We start from the raw sequence: 18,342 nt of genomic DNA, 5'->3' as shown, positions 1-18,342 counted from the left end.
ATCGGCGAGCCGCCCCGCTCCACTGCGTTATTTCACGCTTTCACGGAACCACTTCGGGTGATGCTTGCGGGCCCAGCCCAGCGTGACGGTGCCGCGCACCATCGCCCCGATCGAGCCCTTCACCCACAACGCCGCGTAAATGTGCACGATGATGCTCGCGATCAGCACGAAGGCCGCCACGGCATGCACGACAGCGGCCGCGCGGATCACCCCGATCGGGAAGTAGAACGAGAAGTAGCGCCGCCAGATCACGATCCCCGACAGCAGGAGCAGTAGCAGGCACGCCACCAACGTGAAGAATAGCAGCTTCTGTCCGGCGTTATAGCGCCCGACGGGCGGCAGCTTGTCTTCCTGGTTGGTCAGCACGTCGCCGATCTGCTTCAGCCATTGGCGGTCGTCCGCGTCGAGCGTGTTGTGATGCCAGAAGCGCACCACGAGAATCGCGAACGACACGAACATCACGAGACCGACGAACGGATGCAGGATCCGCGTCCACTGGCCGCCGCCGAACAGCGCGGTGAGCCAGAACATCGACGGATGGAACAGCGCGAGCCCGGACAGCGCGAGCAGCACGAACGTGATCGCGGTGATCCAGTGGTTCGTGCGCTCGTTCGGCGTGTAGCGGACGATCAGGTTGGGGTCGTCGTGCTTCATTTTGCGTCCTCCTTGATGCGTCGCGCCTCGTCGCGGGCGGCGGCTTCTTCCTCGTCGCTGACCTCGTTCGGACCGATCCGCGTGTAGTGGAAGAACCCGGCCAGCGCGGTCAGCGCGAGGCCGGCGACCGCGAGCGGCTTCGCGATGCCCTTCCACAGCTTCACCATCGGGCTGATCGACGGATTGTCGGGCAGCCCGTGGTACAGCGACGGTTTGTCGGCGTGGTGCAGCACGTACATCACGTGCGTACCGCCGACGCCCTGCGGGTCGTACAGCCCCGCATGCTCGAAGCCGCGCTCCTTCAGGTCCTCGATCCGCTCGGCCGCGTGCTGCTTCATGTCCTCCTTGGTGCCGAACACGATCGCGCCGGTCGGGCAGGTCTTCACGCAGGCCGGCTCCTGGCCGACCGCGACGCGATCGGAACAGAGCGTGCACTTGTACGCGCGATGATCCTTCTTCGAGATCCGCGGCACGTTGAACGGGCAGCCGGTCACGCAATAGCCGCACCCGATGCAGTTCTCCTCGTGGAAATCGACGATCCCGTTGTTGTACTGCACGATCGCGCCCGGCGACGGACACGCCTTCAGGCAGCCCGGATCCTCGCAGTGCATGCAGCCGTCCTTGCGGATCAGCCACTCGAGGTCGCCCGCCGGGTTCTCGTATTCGGCGAAGCGCATCACCGTCCACGAGTGCTCCGACAGGTCGGCCGGGTTGTCGTACACGCCGACGTTGGTGCCGACCTCGTCGCGCAGGTCGTTCCACTCCATGCATGCCGTCTGGCATGCCTTGCAGCCGATGCACTTCGATACGTCGATCAGCTTCGCGACGCTCCCGGTCACCGGTTCGCGCGCCGTGGGCGGCGGCGTCGTGGTGGCCGAGACGCGCTTGATATCCAGCGATTGCAATGCCATCTCTTCCCCCTTACGCCTTTTCGACCTTCACCAGGAACGACTTGAATTCCGGTGTGTACGAGTTGCCGTCGCCTACGGACGGAGTCAGGGTATTGGCGAGATAGCCGGGCTTCGTCAGACCCTTGAAGCCCCAGTGCAACGGGACGCCGACCGTCTGGACCTTCTTGCCCTCGATCGTCAGCGGCTTGATCCGCTTCGTGACGAGCGCGACCGCGACGATGTAGCCGCGCTTGGACGACACCTTCACGCGATCGCCGTGCGCGACGCCGACTTCCTTCGCGAGGTCTTCGCCGATCTCGACGAATTGCTCGGGCTGGATGATCGAGTTCAGCCGCGCATGCTTGGTCCAGTAGTGGAAATGCTCGGTCAGCCGGTACGTCGTCGCGACGTGCGGGAACTCCGATGCCTTGCCGAACGACGCCCGGTCGTCCGGGAACACGCGGGCAGCCGGGTTGTTCAGCGCCTGCGGGTTGTCAGGGTGCAGCGGGTTCGCCGCGAGCGGCGTCTCGAACGGCTCGTAGTGCTCGGGGAACGGACCTTCGTTCATCCCCGCGCGGGCGAAGAAGCGCGCGACGCCTTCCGGGTTCATGATGAACGGCCCCATCCCGTTCTCGGGCGGTTCGTCCGCCTTGAAGTCCGGAATGTCGGGGCCCTTCCACGCGCTGCCGTTCCAGCCGATCAGCTTGCGGGTCGGGTCGAACGGCTTGCCGGCGACGTCGCACGATGCGCGGTTGTACAGGATCCGCCGGTTGGCCGGCCAGGCCCACGCCCAGTTCAGCGTCTGGCCGATGCCGGTCGGGTCCGAGTTGTCGCGCCGCCCCATCTGGTTGCCGGCCTGCGTCCAGGCGCCGCAGAAGATCCAGCAGCCGCTCGCGGTCGTGCCGTCGTCCTTCAGCTGCGCGAACGCGGCGAGCTGCTCGCCCTTCTTCACGAGCGTCTTGGCCGGATCCTTCGGGTCGGGCAGGTCGGCGAGCGCACGGCCGTTGAACTCCATCGCGAGCTCTTCGGGCGTCGGGCTTTCCGGGTTCGCGTACGGCCAGGTCAGGTTCACGATCGGGTCCGGATACTTGCCGCCGTCCGCCTGGTACATCTTGCGCATGCGCAGGAACAGCCCCGACATGATCTCGAGGTCGCTCTTCGCGTCGCCCGGCGGCTCCGCGCCCTTCCAGTGCCATTGCAGCACGCGGCTCGAACTGACGAGCGAGCCGTTTTCCTCCGCGAAGCACGTGGTCGGCAGCCGGAACACCTCGGTCTGGATCTTCGACGCATCGACGTCGTTGTAGTCGCCGTGATGCTTCCAGAACTCGGACGTCTCGGTCGCGAGCGGATCCATGATCACGAGCCACTTCAGCTTCGCGAGGCCGGCCGCCGTCTTCACCTTCGACGGCGCCGCCGCGAGCGGGTTGAAGCCCTGGCAGATGTAGCCGTTCATCTTGCCGGCATTCATCAGTTCGATCGCCTGCAGCAGGTCGTACTGCTTGTCGAGCTTCGGCAGGTAGTCGTAGGCCCAGTTGTTCTCGGCGGTCGCGGCGTCGCCCCACCACGACTTCATGAAGCTGACGTGGAACGCCTTGTAGTTCTTCCAGTAGCTCAGCTGGTTCGGCCGCAGCGGCAGCTGCACGCGCTTCTTGATGTAGGCGTCGAAATCCTGCTCGGCCTGCATCGGCAGCGTCATGTAGCCCGGCAGCAGGTTCGACATCAGCCCGAGGTCGGTCAAGCCCTGGATGTTCGAGTGGCCGCGCAGCGCGTTCATCCCGCCGCCGGCGATGCCGATGTTGCCGAGCAGCAGCTGCACCATCGCGCCGGTGCGGATCATCTGCGCGCCGACCGAATGGTGGGTCCAGCCGAGCGCGTACAGGATCGTGCCGGCGCGGCCTGGCACGGCCGTCGTCGCGAGCATCTCGCACACCTTCAGGAATTTCTCCTTCGGCGTGCCGCAGGTCTGCTGGACCATGTCCGGCGTATAGCGCGCGTAGTGCTGCTTCAGCAGGTTGTACACGCAGCGCGGATGCTGCAGCGTCGGGTCGACCTTCGCGAAGCCGTCGTCGCCCTGCTCGTAGTCCCAGCTCGATTTGTCCGGATACGCGTGCTTCTCGGCGTCGTAGCCGGAATAGATGCCGTCGTTGAACGCGAAATCCTCGCGCACGATGAACGAGAAGTCCGTGTAGTTCTTCACGTACTCATGCTGGATCTTGTCGTTCGTCAGCAGATAGTTGATCACACCGCCCAGGAAGACGATGTCGGTGCCGGTGCGGATCGGCGCGTAGTAGTCGGCCACCGAGGCCGTACGCGTGAAGCGCGGGTCGACGACGATCAGCCGCGCCTTGCGGTGCGCCTTCGCCTCCGTCACCCACTTGAAACCGCACGGATGGGCCTCGGCTGCATTGCCGCCCATCACGAGAATCACGTCCGCGTTCTTGATGTCGACCCAATGGTTCGTCATCGCTCCACGGCCAAACGTCGGGGCAAGACCTGCCACCGTCGGGCCATGTCAGACACGCGCCTGATTGTCGAATGCGAGCATCCCCAGACTGCGGACAGTCTTGTGCGTGAGGTAACCGACTTCGTTGCTGCCCGCCGACGCAGCCAGCATGCCGGTGGTCAGCCAGCGGTTGACCTTCGCGCCGTCTTCCGCCGTCTCGACGAAGTTCGCGTCGCGGTCGGCCTTCATCAGCTTCGCGATCCGGTCGAGCGCGTCGTTCCAAGAGATGGGTTCCCACTTGTCCGAGCCGGGCGCACGATACTCGGGGTGCGTCAGGCGGTTCGGGCTGTGGATGAAATCGATCAGGCTCGCACCCTTCGGGCACAGCGTGCCGCGATTGACGGGATGGTCGGGATCGCCTTCGATATGGATGATGCTCGGCTGCGCATTCTTCGCGCCGTCACCGAGGCTGTACATCAGGATGCCGCAACCCACTGAACAATAAGGACAGGTGTTGCGCGTTTCGACTGTGCGCGCCAGCTTGTACTGTCGGACCTCGGCGAGCGCTTCCGTTGGAGAAAAGCCCAGCAGGGCAAGACTCGATCCGGCAAGCGACGTGGCCGTCACCTTCAGGAACTGGCGCCGGGACATTTGTAGCATGATGGTCTCGGCGTTTTTGTGGGGTGGGGTGAAACTGAAAGGAATTATAGACAGTTCAGGCAACTATGATCGATTCGTCGGATCAATACCGATTTGCCGATCCACCGATGTCCTGCGTTCAACGCACAACCGAACCGTCATGAAACGACAGATCACGTCCGAGGCGACCCGCCTCGCGCAACAACAGGCCAACTGGGCGCTCAACGCGTTCAGGCGCTTCTCCTCCGACCGCTGCTCGGCGATGGCCGCGAGCATCGCGTTCTTCTCGGCGTTCTCGCTCGCGCCGACGCTCGTGATGGTGATCGCCGTGGCCGGCTGGTTCTACGGCGACGACGCCGCGCGCGGCCAGGTGTTCGAGCAGGCCCACCAGTTGATCGGCGACGATGCGGCGGCCAGCATCCAGACGATCGTGCAGAACGCGCATCGCGCGGGCCAGCGCGGCGGCATCGCGACGCTGATCTCGTTCGCCGCGCTCGCGATCGGCGCGTCGGCGACGTTCGCGTCGCTGAACACCGCGCTCTCCGTGATCTGGCCGAGTACGGAAAGCCGCTGGTCGAGCATGCTCGGGCTCGTGCGCGTGCGGCTCATTTCGTTCGGGCTCGTGCTCGGCGTCGCGTTCCTGCTGATCGTGTCGCTCGTGCTCGATACCGCGATCACGTTCATCGGCACCTGGCTGCTCGGCGATTCACCGTATGTCGCGATCACCAACCTGTTGCAGTTCTTCGTCGGCATCGCGGTGCTCGCGGGCGCGTTCGCCGCGCTGATGAAGTTCCTGCCCGATGCGCGCGTCGCATGGCACGACGCGACGATCGGCGGGATCGTGTCCGCGATCCTGTTCTCCGGCGGCAAGAAGCTGTTCGCGCTGTATCTCGCGCGCGCGGGCACGGCCAGTGCGTTCGGCGCGGCCGGATCGTTCGCGGTCCTGCTGATGTGGCTGTACTTCTCGGCGGCCGTGCTGCTGCTCGGCGCGGAATTCGCGGCCGCGCGCGGCGATGCGCATCGCCGCAACGGCAACGTCCCGGCTGCGTCCGCGCCGACGGATCGCGCCGCCGATCGCTCAGGCGGCAACTGAATCCCCACGTATTTTTTCCCGCGCGGCCGCGCGTCGCGCGCGCCTCATCGTCGCCCTACGCGACTGCCTTCGTTTCCGCAACCCACCCCGGCCGCCGCGCGTTGATGCGTTCTTTGCATCAGCGCGCGACGCATGCTGCAACGGCAAACGTTTGCACACCTCGATTTCCGTGCGTCAACCGGCCAAACCCGCCCCTCCGCTGCCGAACGCACCAACCGCTGCAACAATCGCGGCGCAGCAATTGTCAACTATTTCAAAAAGAGGAACAGTCCTTGATGTGCTTGATATATATAGACTTTTTCTCGCTGTTACCTTTTCGAGACACTTTATTTTTTAAGCTTTCTTGCAGGTATGGCACTGAGCTATTCTCCAATCCGCAACAAATAATGAATGACGAATCATTTGCGTGGAGATACTCAACGATGAAGAAACTCGCACTCTCGACCCTCTCGCTCGCCCTGCTGGGCGCCGCTGGCGCTGCTCACGCTCAGTCGAGCGTGACGCTGTACGGCGTGATCGATACGTCGATCGCATGGGTCCACGGCAACGACGGCCAAGCCAACAACTCGTGGCAAATGCTGTCGGGCAACCTGCAAGGCAGCCGTTGGGGCCTGAAAGGTGCTGAAGACCTCGGCGGTGGCCTGAAGGCGATCTTCCAGTTGGAAAACGGTTTTGATCCGGGCACGGGCCACCTGAACCAGGGCGGTCGCATGTTCGGTCGTCAGGCATACGTCGGCCTCGAGAGCGCCCAGTACGGTACGCTGACGCTCGGCCGCCAGTACGACCCGCTGGTCGACCTGGTCCAGGCAGTCACGGCTGACAACTACTTCGGCAGCGTGATGGCAACGCCGGGCGACGTCGACAACAACGACAACTCGCTGCGCGTCAGCAACGCAATCAAGTACACGTCGCCGGTCTGGGCAGGCTTCCAGGTCGAAGGCATGTACGCCCTCGGCGGCGTCGCAGGCAAGACGGGCTCGGGCCAGACGTGGTCGGTCGCAGCTGCCTACAACAACGGCCCGGTCGGCGTTGCAGCAGGCTACTTCTACGCAGCCAACCCGTCGCCGACGACGGCTGTCGGCCGCGCAGGCTGGGGTTCGACGACGTCCGACGCGATCTTCGACGGCCCGATCAACTCGGGTTACGCAACGGCGAAGTCGATCGCGATCGCGCAAGTCGCAGGCCAGTACGCACTCGGCCCGGTGACGTTCGGCCTCGGCTACAGCAACGCACAGTACAAGCCGGACGCATTCTCGGGCTTCGGTTCGACCGAAAAGTACAACACGGGCCGCGCGTTCGTGACGTACCAGGTCACGCCGCCGCTGCTGCTGGGCCTCGGCTACTCGTACACGAAGGCAACCGGCGACACGAGCGCGAAGTACCACCAGGTCGGCATCGGCGCGGACTATTCGCTGTCGAAGCGCACGGACATCTACCTGGTTGGCGCATACCAGCACGCGAGCGGCACGCAGCTCGTCGACGGCGTGCAGCAAAGCGCGCAAGCGTCGATCGCTTCGTACGGCTTCGCCGGCAAGAGCTCGGCCGAACTGGTCGCACTCGGCATTCGCCACAAGTTCTAAGAAGTACGTTTCCGGTGTGCATGGCGTCTCCGACGCCGTGCCGCCGAACTGCAAAACCAGTCACCGGTTTCGGCCGTGGCTGGTTTTTTTTCGTCCGTTGCCGGCGGCGCCGTGGCGAGCGGCGACCGTGGCCGGCACCGTGGGTACGGCGACCGGCCGGGAGCGGCGCCTGGGCCGCCTGTCGCGCGCCGGAAGCGTGTCCGAAGGCATGCGGATACCCTGCATTGTCAGACCGCGGCATACGGCCGGTCAGGCGCATGCCGCACTGGCTACCACCGCGCTCCCATATTCCTGCTGACGCGCGCCTGGAGGATCCGGCGCCGCAACGGACGCATGTGTGTCCACCCTGCCGATTTCGATACCGCGACGCGAAGCACTATGCTTCGACGTGTCGATTTCGACGGCCTTCGTCCGTCGTATCGATGGCGGCACGCAGATTGCCCCGTTCCTCACCGACACACCCGACAGGAGACGCTCCATGACGATTCAGAAGATCACGCCGTTCCTCTGGTACTCGACGGAAGCCGAAGAAGCCGCGGCCTTCTATGCGGGCATTTTCCCGGACTCGCGCGTCGTGCGCGTCACGGCGGTCGCCGGCACCAGCGGCACCCGGATGGTCGAGTTCGAGCTGTTCGGGCAGCCGTTCATCGCGATGAGCCACCCGCGCACCGAGACGTTCAACCATGCGATCTCGCTGATGATCAGTTGCGCCGACCAGGCGGAGCTCGACCGCTACTGGAGCGCGCTGCTCGACAACGGCGGCACGGCCGACGGCTGCGGCTGGCTGCGTGACCGCTTCGGCGTCTCGTGGCAGATCGTGCCCGACGCATTGATTCCGATGATGGCCGACCGCGACGAGGTCAAGGCGGCGCGCGTGGCCGCTGCCATGATGCAGATGACGAAGTTCGACGTCGCCGCGCTGAAGGCCGCATACGCCGGCACGGCGGGCTGACGAAGTCACGGACGCTGCGCGCCCTTTGCGCGGACATGCGGCACGCACGTGCAGCGCGTGCGGTTCGCGCACGACCGCGTGCGCCCACCGGATTGCATCGCGCCGCGACGCAATCGCGGGCAGCGGGCGCTCGTGCGACGCTACTTCGACAGCATCGCTTCGACAATCCGTCGCGCGTAGCGCACGAACGCGGCGACCGTCACCCGCAGGTCGATGTCGCTGCGCGCCGTCGCGTGCCGAGCCGAACCCGAACGGATGCATCGCCTGCGGCATCGCGCCGGGATGCCGCTCGATCGACGCACACGCGGCAGTCGCCTGGTCGGCGATCCCGACGGGAACGATCGCTGCGTTCATCACGCGAGACTCGCGCGAGACTCGCGCGACACACGCGCAATGCGCAGCGATGCAAGACCGCGCGCCGGCACGAACACGACGATCCGGCCATCCGCGCAAGCGGCCCGCGACACAGGATGCGCGTCACGTCATGCCGTATCCGCGCAGTGCGATGCCGACGCGGCTGCTCGATTTGCGCGGCGCAATAAAAATCCCCGTACGCTTTCGCGTACGGGGATCGTCGGACATCGCAACGGCCGCCGACCTGCAATCGGCGACCGTTACGCGGCATTACGCAGCCGCGTCCTTCAGCTTCTTCAGCGCACGTGCCTTCACGCGCACGCTGGCCGGCTTTGCCGGGAACCAGCGCTCTTCGCCCGTGAACGGATCCTTGCCGAAGCGCTTCTTCTTCGCCGGCACGACTTGCGCCGTGATCTTCAGCAGACCCGGCAGCGTGAACTCGCCTGCGCCCTTCTTGTGGACCGAGCCCAGCACGACGTTCTCGAGCGCGACGAGCACTGCCTTGACCGCCTTCACTTCGACAGCTGCACGCTCAGCGATGTGCGTTGCGAGCGATGCCTTCGTGAACTTGTCCTTCAGCGGCGTCGGAGCGGCCGGTGCTGCCTTCGCGACAGCCTTCTTGGCCACTACTTTCTTCGCGGGCGCAGCCTTTTTGGCAGCCACTTTCTTGGTGGCCGGTGCGGCAGCCTTCTTGGCCACCTTTTTTGCGGAAGTCGCCATGTTTCTCCTACCAGGTGTGGTCGTTGGATACACGAAGCGTGCAACGCGCGCGCTTCAACGCCGGATTCTACAAGCGCCGTGACGCTTCGTGCAGTACTTTTATGCGTTTTCGCGGGGTTTCCCGCAGGTTTTGTTGCGCGCGACCGACTTCGCCGACGCTCGAGCAACGAAAAACGCCTTCACGTATACGTCGACACGCGTCCGAACGCGAATTACGTTCGATATTTGCGCGCCTATACTGACCTCGCTCAGTGCCCCGGATGCCTTCATGCGCGAAGTCAGATACGTCAAAGGACTCGACGGCCTGCGAGCCCTCGCCGTCATCCTCGTTTTCCTGTCCCACAAGGGCCACGTCCTCGCTGTCGACGTGGGCAAGCTCGGTGTGTGGACGTTCTTCTTCATCAGCGGATTCCTGATCGTCGGCGAACTGCATCGCAACCGTCAGGCAATCGAGAGCGGCACGATGACGCGCCGCCATGCGCTGGCGCTGTTCCTCGCGAAGCGCGCGCTGCGGATCTTTCCCGTCTACTACCTGCTGCTCGCCGCGCTCGCGATCGCGCACGCGCTGTTCTACCAGCGCGGCGTCAATCTCGGGCTCGCGTGGCACGCCACGTTCCTGTCGAACTACTGGATCGGCGTCGTCAAGGACGGCTGGCCAGGCTCCACGTCGCACTTCTGGAGCCTCGCGGTCGAGCAGCAGTTCTATCTGATCGCGCCGCTCACGCTGCTCGCAGTGCCGGCCGCGCGCCACGTCGCGCTCGGCGTCGCGGCCGTCGCGCTGTGCGCGCTCGCGCATCTCGCGCTCTACGCGCTCGACGCATCGCCGGTGCTGATCTACGCGTTTTCCCCGTGGAATTTCGCGCTGATCGCGCTGGGCGGCGTCGGCGCAATGGCGCTCGCCGATCGCGGCCAGGACGTCGTCCGCCGCATTCCGCCCGGCTGGCTCGGCGCCGCCGGCGTCGCGTTCTTCCTCGCGCTGCCCGCGCTCACGACGCTGCCGGACGTCGTCACGGGGCTCACGGATCTCGGCCTGTCCGCGTCGCTCGGCGCACTGATGCTGTGGATCGTCACCGAACCCGACCACCCGGCCGTGGCACTGCTCGACTGGGCGCCGCTCGTCTATCTCGGCACGATCAGCTACGGCTTCTACCTGTTCCACAACCTGATTCCGGCACGTCTCGGCGAGATGCCCACGCTGTTCGCGCGCGTGCCGATGCCCGCAATCGCCCGGGACGTGCTGCCGGAACTGCTGCAGTTCGCGCTCGCCGTGCTGCTCGCACATCTGTCGTGGCGCTATCTGGAAAAACGCCTGCTCGACTTCAAGAAGCCGATCGCCGCGATGCTGGCCCGGTACTTCGTCGCACGGCCGGGCACGTCGCCGCGCTGAGCGGAGCACCGCAACTGGAACATGTGCGTCGGGGCCGGCGATGCCGCGCGCCGAAACGGTGCGGCCATCGGCCCGGTTCGCCCATTGGTTCGAGACGCGCGTGACATCGGCCGACCGACGATTCCCCGCGGCATGGGGATGCGCGATCGAACGCCATTGCAAATCGACTCGCTCACCCGGCACGCCGACGGCTATCGCACCGCCCGACCACCGCTCGTCAGGCCGCACGCAACCAGCGCGTCGGCACCGGTTTCATCGCCACGGTGTCCGGGATCCGACGCACCGCGCAACACCGCGCAACGTGTACGCGAACCGGCATCGCCGTCCGGCGGCACACGTGAATCGTCGCGCACGCACCCGTTCGACGCCGCCCGGATTCAGCACCGCGGATCACCCGCCGGCCCACGCCTGCGCGGCGAATGCACGCAAAAAAGCCCCGGCGCACAAGGCAGCCGGGGCCAACGGAACAACCACCACCTGAAACAGCGGAGCAGCGCGGCTGCTTATGCGACAGCAGCCAGCGCGGGCAGGCAGGTACGCAGGTACGCCTCGAATTCGCGGCTCACTTCCGGATGCTGGAGCGCGAGTTCGACGGTCGCCTTGAGGTACCCGATCTTGCTGCCGCAATCGAAACGCGTGCCGTAGTAGCGATACGCGAGGACCTGTTCGTGCGCGAGCAGCGACTGGACGGCGTCGGTGAGCTGCAGTTCGCCGCCCGCGCCCGGCTTGAGCTTGCGCAGGTGATCGAAGATCGTCGGCATGAACACGTAGCGGCCGACCACGCCGAGATTCGACGGCGCGTCTTCCGGCGCCGGCTTCTCGATGATGCCCGACAGCTTGATGATGTCCTCTTCCCACTCGCGGCCTTCGATGACGCCGTACGAGCGGCTGTCCTCGCGCGGGATCGTCTCGACCCCGATCACCGAGCTGTGATAGTGGTCGAACACGTCGACGAGCTGCTTGAGCACCGGCTGTTCGCCATGCAGCAGGTCGTCGGCGAGAATCACCGCGAACGGCTCGCCGTGCACGAGCTTCTCCGCGCACTGCACCGCATGGCCGAGGCCGAGCGCTTCCGGCTGGCGCACGTAGAAGCAGTTCACGTGGCTCGGCTTGATGCCGCGCACGAGTTCGAGCAGCTTTTCCTTGCCGCGCGCCTCGAGCTCGGCCTCGATCTCGTACGACTTGTCGAAGTGATCCTCGATCGCGCGCTTGCTGCGCCCGGTCACGAAGATCATCTCGGTGATACCGGCGTTGATCGCTTCCTCGACCGCGTACTGGATCAGCGGCTTGTCGACGACGGGCAGCATTTCCTTCGGGCTCGCCTTCGTTGCCGGGAGGAACCGCGTGCCGAGACCGGCGACGGGGAACACGGCCTTGGTGACTTTCAACATGTTCGCATCCTGATTGCGTTGACTGCGCCGCGTCGCTGGACGACGTGGCGCGATTGTTTTCCGAACGGCATATCGAGAACCGGCGGCACGGCCAATTCCACTCCGCTCATTTTCGATATGAACCGATTGCCCATGTTTCCGGAAAAGAGATAATCTGCAAATCCGGTCGATATTGCCGAACCCGGCGCCGATACAGAAACAAATTACCGATTTTCCGGATACAAATTCTTACGATTCGAATTCCTCGATATACGGGACGCCGCCCCGCTCGAGCCCCGGGCGAATCGGCTCGTTCTTCAGCGCCTCGCGGTACGCCGACAGCACGGCCATGACCAGCAGTACTGCCGCGCTCGCGATCCAATGCATGTCCATCTTGCCGCTCCTTGCATCAATCAACTGGAGCTTCAAACTATCAGAAAAAAATCGGCAAATAATTGTGGCGGCGGCGAAACCGCTTTCAGACCGGAATAACACCACCATCTGAAATACCACTATTTCCCGGCGCGATTTTTTTATTCATTCGAGCGAATTCTTGCGCATTACGATTGGACCATCCCCTTCATCCGTCGCAAGGAATCGAATCGCATGCAAGCTTTCAGCGGATCGTCTTTGGCTGCGCCGCCCGTCGCCGACCACAAGGAACACGTGATCGACGCGATGCGCGGGTTCGCGGCGCTGCTCGTCGCCTATTTCCACTGTCGCCAGGTCGTCTGGGTCGGCATGCAGAGCTTCCATCACGCTTACGGTCATGCGCTGAACCCGAGCGCGATCGCCGGCTACCTGACCTTCCCGTTCGCATGGGGCTCCGCCGGCGTGCCGATCTTCTTCGTGATCAGCGGCTACTGCATCCACCGCAATGCAGCGCTCAAGCTCGCGGCCAACCCCGCGTACCGGCTCGACGCGCCGAACTTCTGGGCGCGCCGCTTCGCGCGCATCTACCCGGTGCTGCTCGCCGCGCTGCTGTTCACGCTCGCGATGGACGCGGTCAGCCTGCAGATCGCGCCGGTCAGCCACAAGATCCGCGACGTCGGCATCACCGCGTTCCTCGTGAACCTGTTCTCGCTGCAAGGCGTCGCCGGCTACACGTACGGGTCGAACGGCGCGCTGTGGACGCTATCGCTCGAAGTGCAGTTCTACGCGATCTACCCGCTGCTGTTCGCGCTGCGCCGGCGCATCGGCATGCCGGCGATCGTGGCGGCCGTCGCGCTCGTCAACGTCGCGTCGGCGTGGCTGCTCGAACGGCACGACCTGCAGTTCTTCACGTCGTACTGGCTGTCCTGGACCGTCGGCGCGTGGATCGCCGACGTGCGCGCGCAGCCGGTGCGCGGCACGGCCGCCGTGCCGTCGCGCGCGTGGTACCTCGCGGCGGCCGTGCTGCTGGCCGCGGGCTGCGGCGCGTTCCGTTTCGGCCAGTACGGCGCGTTCCAGCTGTGGGCGGCCGGCTTCGCGTGCTTCCTGTACCGCGCGCTCGCCTGCCCGCCGCGCCCGACGCCGCTGCTGCGCGTGCTCGGCTGGTTCGGCGACTTCAGCTACTCGCTGTACCTGATCCATCTGCCGCTGTTCGTCTGCCTCGGCTCGGTGCTGTTCCACTCCGAACTGCAACTGTCGATCTGGCCGTCGATCGCGTTCATGGCTGCCGCGATTCCGGTCGCCTACGTGTTCTACCGGCTGTTCGAACGCCCGGCGATGATGTGGGCGGCCAGCCTGAAGCCGACCCGCACCGCCCGCGTCGTCGCACCGGCCCCCGAACGGGCCGCCTGAACGGCGCCGTTGGCGCGCTCGCGGCCCCCGCCCGGCGTCAGGCTGCGCGGGGGCCTTTTTACGGGCAGGACGGCGCGAGGATGCATTTGCGCGTCGGGGCGCGGCGGCCACGACGTACCGAAGTACGCAAGCCGCGGCGTCATGCGCCGCCTGGGCGGCCGCACGGCGGTCGCGTCGCCCGACCCCTCACGCGATCCGCGGCAGGACCACACGGCGCCGCTCCTGGCGTCCCGCGAAGCGATTACGAACCGGGCGGCGGCCGGATTCACGCCCGCTGCGACGCATCGCTCCGCCGCCCGAGCGCATCGTCGTTGCAAACCCCATCCTGTGACCCGGACCCGCCCGGATTCCGCCGCTCACGCTCACGCAATCGCTCGGCTTTGCGCAGATTACGGATTCGTCACGTGCGGCGTGCCCGGTGCGCGACAGCGCTCGGCCGCGCCCAAAGCGCAAAGCCCCCATGCAGCGCAACGCCGCATGGGGGCCGGGTTCTGCCGGTTCACGACGACACGCTTCACATGCCGCCGCCAATCACCTACCGCTTCTTCGCCTTCGCGGCCTTCGCCGTATCCGCGAGGATCTTCTCGACCCGCGCCACATAGGTTTCGGTGCCGAACCGGCGCACCGCGGTCGCCCGCCCGCTCACGACGAGCCGCTCGCGCAGCGCGGCGTCGCGCTGCAGCCTGCCCAGCGCGTCGGCCAGCGCGGCCGCGTTGCCCGGCTCGCAGAGCAGCCCGTTTTCGCCGTCCTCGATGATCTCGACGACCCCGCCCGCGCGGGCCGCGACCACCGGCCGCCGCGCAAGCATGCCCTCGACGATCACGCGTCCGAACGGCTCCGGCGTGATCGACGTATGCGCGACCACGTCGACCGCCTTCATGCACGCGGCCACGTCGCGCTGGAAGCCGAGGAAATGGACACGGTCGTCCATCCCGTGACGCGCGACGATCTCGTGCAGCTGCGCCGCGTATTCGTCCTCGCCGAACAGCGGCGCACCGACCAGCACCACGTGCATGCCGGGATGGCGAGCCGCGGCCTCCAGCAGCAGGTGCTGCCCCTTCCAGTGCGCGAGACGGCTGAACGAGCCGACCAGCCATGCGTGCTCGGGCAGCCCGAAGCGCGCGCGCAGCGCGGCCTGGCTCGCATCGTCCAGCGCGTCGAACGGGTCGGCCGAAATGCCGTTGAACACGACGTCGACGTGCTGCGGCGTGAAGCCCGTCAGCGCACGAAATGCCTGCGCGGACGCGTCGGAGTTCGCGATCACGCGCGTGACGCCGAGCCGCGCGCAGTACTTGATCGCCATCAGCTGCTTGCTGCCGAAATGGTCGCCGCTGACGATGTCGCGCAGGTGCCAGACCACCGGCTTGCGCGCGAGCCGCCCGGCCAGCGCGGCGACTACCATCGCGCGCTGCGTGTTCGCATAGATCACCTCGGCGCGGCGAGCGCGCCGCGCGACGTCGCGCACGAGCGCGAACAGCTGCTTCAACGCGCCGGCCGATACGCCGCCCTGCTTGCGCACCCCGGCGAGCGCGCCCTGGTCGAGCACGTCGACGCGCGCGCCGATCTCGTCGAGCGCCGCGCGGAACGGGCCGTCGTCGAACAGCAGCACATCGGCGTTCGCGCGCATGTGCTTCATGATCTCCAGCAGCGACAGCTCCGCACCGCCGAGCACGCCGCTCTGGTCCAGCACGAGCGTCGCCGGGCCGCGCGCGGCCGGCATCGGCGCGACGGCCGTGCCGCGCTGCGCGGTCGAGCCGGGCAGCGCCGTCTCCACGTAATCGAGAAAGCGCCGCCGGAACGTGTCGGCGGAAAAGCGCTCCGCATTCGCGCGGCACGCGTGCGCCGTGAAGCGCTGCGGCGCGCGCTCGAAATCGTCGACCGCCGCGACGATCGCATGCGGCGTCTGTTCGTCGAAGAACAGCCCGGTCGGCTGCGCGTGCGAGCGCGGCTCGAGCACGGTCTCGAGCGCGCCGCCCTTGCCGTACGCGATCACGGGCGTGCCGCACGCCTGCGCCTCGACCACCGAAATCCCGAAATCCTCCTCGGCCGCGAACACGAACGCCTTCGCGCGGCGCATCCGGTCGTGCAGCACTGCGAACGGCTGGTAGCCCATGATCTCGACGTTCGGGCCGGCCTTCGCGCGGATCTTCTGCATCTCCGGGCCGTCGCCGATCACGACGAGCTTGCGCTCCGGCGTGCGCGAGAACGCTTCGACGATCAGGTCGATCTTCTTGTACGGCACCATCCGCGACGCGGTCAGGTAGAAATCGTCCTTCACCTCGTTCAGCGAGAAGCCGTCCACGTCGACCGGCGGGAAGATCACCGCCGCGTCGCGGTGATACACCTTGCGGATGCGGCGCGCGATGAACGCGGAATTCGCGACGAAGCCGTCCACCGCGTTCGCGGTGCGCGTGTCCCAGTTGCGGATGTAATGCAGGATCATCCGCGCGAGCAGCGACTTCGGCCCGTGCGTCAGGTTCGACTGTTCCAGATACTGGTGCTGCAGGTCCCACGCGTAGCGAATCGGCGAATGCACGTAGCTGATGTGCATCTGGTCCGGCCCGGTCAGCACGCCCTTCGCGACCGCGTGGCTGCTGGAGATCACCAGGTCGTAGTCCGACACGTCGAGCTGCTCGATCGCGAGCGGCATCAGCGGCAGGTAGCTGCGGTACTTGGTGCGTGCGAACGGCAGCTTCTGGATGAACGAGGTCGTCACCGGCTTGCCGCGCACGAACGCGCGGTCGTCGAGAAAATCGACGAGGCTGAACAGGTCCGCGTCGGGAAAGCACGCGACGATCTGTTCGAGCACGCGCTCGGCGCCGGCGTACGTGACGAGCCAGTCGTGGACGATCGCCACGCGCAGCGGGCGCGACGCATCGCGTGCGCTCGCCTGCCCGGCCGGTTTGGCCCGGCGCAGCGTGGCGGCGTCGCCGGCTTCGGCCGCGGCGGCATCGGCCGTGGCGAGGTTCAGGATGGCGTGTTCCGCCAGATCGCGATTCATACGGTTTTCCTCGCATTGAGACGGACGAACAGGTCACGCACCAGCGCGCGCAAGGCCGGCGTCATCGTGAACGACCACGCCAGGTTCAGCACCAGCACGACCGCGCAGAGGCCGATCGACTCGCCGAGCCCCGACCACGCTTGCGCGAGAAACAGGCTCGCGAGCAGGAAGGCGAGATGCGCGAGCATGTCGAGCACGATCGCGCGCATCCGGATCGCCGACAGATAAAGCAGCACGCCGTAGTCGACCAGCGCGCGGGTCGCGACGACCACCGCCGCGCCGATCAGCCCGAAGTGATGAATGCCGAACCACAGGCCGCAGACGAAGAACGGCATCTCGATGAGCCCGGCGAACGCGGCGCGCGCCGGGTTGACCTGCGACTGGATCAGGATCCGCGTGACGCTCGCCTGTCCGACGAGCCACACGCTGATCACCAGCACGCGCCCGACCGGCGCGGAATGCGCGGCGAGATCGGCGCCGACCCACAGCGTGAGGAACGGCGCGAGCGCGAAGATCGCGACGATGCCGACCGGCGTGAACACGCCGTTCAGGAATTCGAGCGACTGGCGCGCGAGCGTGTCCGCGTGATCGCGGCCGACCGCCGACAGGCGCGGGAACAGCGTGCGCACCAGCGCGTTCGGCAGCATGTTCAGCCGCGTGACGAGGTTCTGCGGAACCGTGTAGTAGGTGACGAACTTCGCGCCCATGCCGGCGCCGAGCATCACGCGATCGAGCGTATCGGCGACCATGCTCGCCATGCTCGCGATCAGCATCCAGCCGCCGAAGTTGAACAGCCCTTTCGCGGTGCCCCACTGCGGCGGGTCGATGCGCCGGATCCCGAGCACCTTGATGCTCGCGTGACCGAGCATCACCGCCGCGATCAGCCGCGCGACGACCGCGGCGGCCAGCACCGTCTGCAGGTTCGGCGCGATCCACCACGCGGCGCCGAGCGGCAGCAGCTGGAACAGGAACGTGCCGATCGTCTGGTTCGTGTTGAACACGCCGAACCGTTCGGCGCCGTTGATCGCGCCGGCGAACACCCACGACACGTTCGCGAGCGGAATCGCGAGCGCGAGCCACGGCAGCGCGAGATACACCTCGTGCTGCATCGCCGCCGACACCTTCGTGAAGTACTCGGTGTAGATGAACGCACCGAAATAGATCAGCAGCCCGCCGACGATGCCGGTGCCGAGATTCAGCCAGAACGCGCTCCAGAACACGCGCGCGCTTTCGTCGGCGTCGCCGCTCGCGAGCGCCTTGGAGATGTGGTTCTGCGCGGCCATGCTCATCCCGAGATCGAGGATCCCGAAATAACCGATCAGCGTCCACACGAGGCTGACGACGCCGTAGCGCTCGACGCCCAGCGTGTGGATATAGGCGGGCACCGTCACCAGCGACACGAAGGTCGGCAGGATCAGCCCGATGAAGTTGATCGAAACGTTCTTGAGTATGCCTTTGTCCATGCTTCTGCCTTGTG

General features: G+C 66.1%; 13 protein-coding genes. 5 read left to right on the top strand and 8 right to left on the bottom strand.

Annotated elements, in window-relative coordinates; all coding sequences use genetic code 11:
* Positions 1–27 precede the first annotated feature (27 nt).
* The 3 genes from PL79_RS06010 to fdnG are packed head-to-tail and all read right to left on the bottom strand — an operon-like array spanning position 28 to position 4,647.
* A complete protein-coding gene (locus tag PL79_RS06010) occupies positions 28–654 on the bottom strand; it encodes a formate dehydrogenase subunit gamma (RefSeq protein ID WP_044843841.1) in 627 nt (208 codons plus the stop codon).
* Positions 651–1,565, bottom strand: coding sequence for a formate dehydrogenase subunit beta (fdxH, locus tag PL79_RS06005; protein WP_044843840.1), 915 nt, complete (start codon positions 1,563–1,565; stop codon positions 651–653). The genes PL79_RS06010 and fdxH overlap by 4 nt, the downstream gene beginning before the upstream one ends.
* 10 nt (positions 1,566–1,575) lie before the next feature.
* Complete coding sequence (gene fdnG, locus PL79_RS06000) at positions 1,576–4,647, bottom strand: formate dehydrogenase-N subunit alpha (protein WP_135800977.1); 3,072 nt, start codon at positions 4,645–4,647, stop codon at positions 1,576–1,578.
* A 139-nt stretch (positions 4,648–4,786) separates the two neighbouring features.
* On the opposite strand from fdnG, the gene PL79_RS05995 reads away from it, so the two are divergent.
* The 3 genes from PL79_RS05995 (at position 4,787) to PL79_RS05985 (ending at position 8,251) form a co-directional block, all read left to right on the top strand.
* Positions 4,787–5,719: a YihY/virulence factor BrkB family protein gene (locus tag PL79_RS05995; RefSeq protein WP_044843837.1), complete on the top strand. Its 933-nt coding sequence runs from the start codon at positions 4,787–4,789 to the stop codon at positions 5,717–5,719.
* A gap of 422 nt (positions 5,720–6,141) precedes the next feature.
* Positions 6,142–7,299, top strand: coding sequence for a porin (locus tag PL79_RS05990; RefSeq protein ID WP_044843836.1), 1,158 nt, complete (start codon positions 6,142–6,144; stop codon positions 7,297–7,299).
* Positions 7,300–7,777: 478 nt separating this feature from the next.
* On the top strand, positions 7,778–8,251 hold the full coding sequence (locus tag PL79_RS05985; RefSeq protein ID WP_044843835.1) for a VOC family protein: 474 nt from the start codon (positions 7,778–7,780) through the stop codon (positions 8,249–8,251).
* 624 nt (positions 8,252–8,875) lie between these two features.
* Here PL79_RS05985 and PL79_RS05980 read toward each other — a convergent pair.
* Entirely contained in the window at positions 8,876–9,325 is a 450-nt protein-coding gene (locus PL79_RS05980; protein ID WP_011548077.1) for an HU family DNA-binding protein, read from the bottom strand.
* Between the two features lie 268 nt (positions 9,326–9,593).
* Here PL79_RS05980 and PL79_RS05970 point away from each other — a divergent pair, with 268 nt between their 5' ends.
* Entirely contained in the window at positions 9,594–10,712 is a 1,119-nt protein-coding gene (locus tag PL79_RS05970) for an acyltransferase family protein (RefSeq protein ID WP_044843834.1), read from the top strand.
* 503 nt (positions 10,713–11,215) lie between these two features.
* Here PL79_RS05970 and galU read toward each other — a convergent pair.
* Together galU and PL79_RS36050 are read right to left on the bottom strand one after the other, a co-directional pair.
* On the bottom strand, positions 11,216–12,103 hold the full coding sequence (gene galU / locus PL79_RS05965) for a UTP--glucose-1-phosphate uridylyltransferase GalU (RefSeq protein WP_044843833.1): 888 nt from the start codon (positions 12,101–12,103) through the stop codon (positions 11,216–11,218).
* Between the two features lie 228 nt (positions 12,104–12,331).
* Complete coding sequence (locus PL79_RS36050) at positions 12,332–12,475, bottom strand: hypothetical protein (protein ID WP_006479318.1); 144 nt, start codon at positions 12,473–12,475, stop codon at positions 12,332–12,334.
* 213 nt (positions 12,476–12,688) lie between these two features.
* Between PL79_RS36050 and PL79_RS05960 the strand changes: the two genes are divergently transcribed.
* The gene (locus PL79_RS05960) at positions 12,689–13,864 is read left to right on the top strand and encodes an acyltransferase family protein (protein ID WP_044843832.1); all 1,176 of its coding nucleotides are present in this window, start codon (positions 12,689–12,691) and stop codon (positions 13,862–13,864) included.
* A gap of 535 nt (positions 13,865–14,399) precedes the next feature.
* Here the strand turns inward: PL79_RS05960 and PL79_RS05955 are convergent.
* On the bottom strand, positions 14,400–16,865 hold the full coding sequence (locus PL79_RS05955; RefSeq protein WP_044843831.1) for a glycosyltransferase family 4 protein: 2,466 nt from the start codon (positions 16,863–16,865) through the stop codon (positions 14,400–14,402).
* Positions 16,862–18,328, bottom strand: coding sequence for a flippase (locus PL79_RS05950; RefSeq protein WP_044843830.1), 1,467 nt, complete (start codon positions 18,326–18,328; stop codon positions 16,862–16,864). Before PL79_RS05950 ends, PL79_RS05955 begins: the two co-directional genes overlap by 4 nt.
* Between the last annotated feature and the right edge of the window lie 14 nt (positions 18,329–18,342).

This window comes from Burkholderia sp. USMB20, from assembly GCF_000949135.2.
Classification (GTDB): Bacteria; Pseudomonadota; Gammaproteobacteria; order Burkholderiales; family Burkholderiaceae; genus Burkholderia.
The sequence above is the reverse complement of the archived record's forward strand: the minus strand, read 5'-3'. Positions and strand labels throughout refer to the sequence as shown.

Excerpts from the sequence above, each read along its gene's own strand:
- PL79_RS05950 (WP_044843830.1), bottom strand. The coding sequence starts at position 18,328 with ATGGACAAAGGCATACTCAAGAACGTTTCGATCAACTTCATCGGGCTG.
- PL79_RS05985 (WP_044843835.1), top strand. The coding sequence starts at position 7,778 with ATGACGATTCAGAAGATCACGCCGTTCCTCTGGTACTCGACGGAAGCC.
- PL79_RS06010 (WP_044843841.1), bottom strand. The coding sequence starts at position 654 with ATGAAGCACGACGACCCCAACCTGATCGTCCGCTACACGCCGAACGAG.
- fdxH (WP_044843840.1), bottom strand. The coding sequence starts at position 1,565 with ATGGCATTGCAATCGCTGGATATCAAGCGCGTCTCGGCCACCACGACG.
- PL79_RS05970 (WP_044843834.1), top strand. The coding sequence starts at position 9,594 with ATGCGCGAAGTCAGATACGTCAAAGGACTCGACGGCCTGCGAGCCCTC.
- PL79_RS05955 (WP_044843831.1), bottom strand. The coding sequence starts at position 16,865 with ATGAATCGCGATCTGGCGGAACACGCCATCCTGAACCTCGCCACGGCC.
- galU (WP_044843833.1), bottom strand. The coding sequence starts at position 12,103 with ATGTTGAAAGTCACCAAGGCCGTGTTCCCCGTCGCCGGTCTCGGCACG.
- PL79_RS05980 (WP_011548077.1), bottom strand. The coding sequence starts at position 9,325 with ATGGCGACTTCCGCAAAAAAGGTGGCCAAGAAGGCTGCCGCACCGGCC.
- PL79_RS05990 (WP_044843836.1), top strand. The coding sequence starts at position 6,142 with ATGAAGAAACTCGCACTCTCGACCCTCTCGCTCGCCCTGCTGGGCGCC.
- PL79_RS05960 (WP_044843832.1), top strand. The coding sequence starts at position 12,689 with ATGCAAGCTTTCAGCGGATCGTCTTTGGCTGCGCCGCCCGTCGCCGAC.
- PL79_RS05995 (WP_044843837.1), top strand. The coding sequence starts at position 4,787 with ATGAAACGACAGATCACGTCCGAGGCGACCCGCCTCGCGCAACAACAG.
- PL79_RS36050 (WP_006479318.1), bottom strand. The coding sequence starts at position 12,475 with ATGGACATGCATTGGATCGCGAGCGCGGCAGTACTGCTGGTCATGGCC.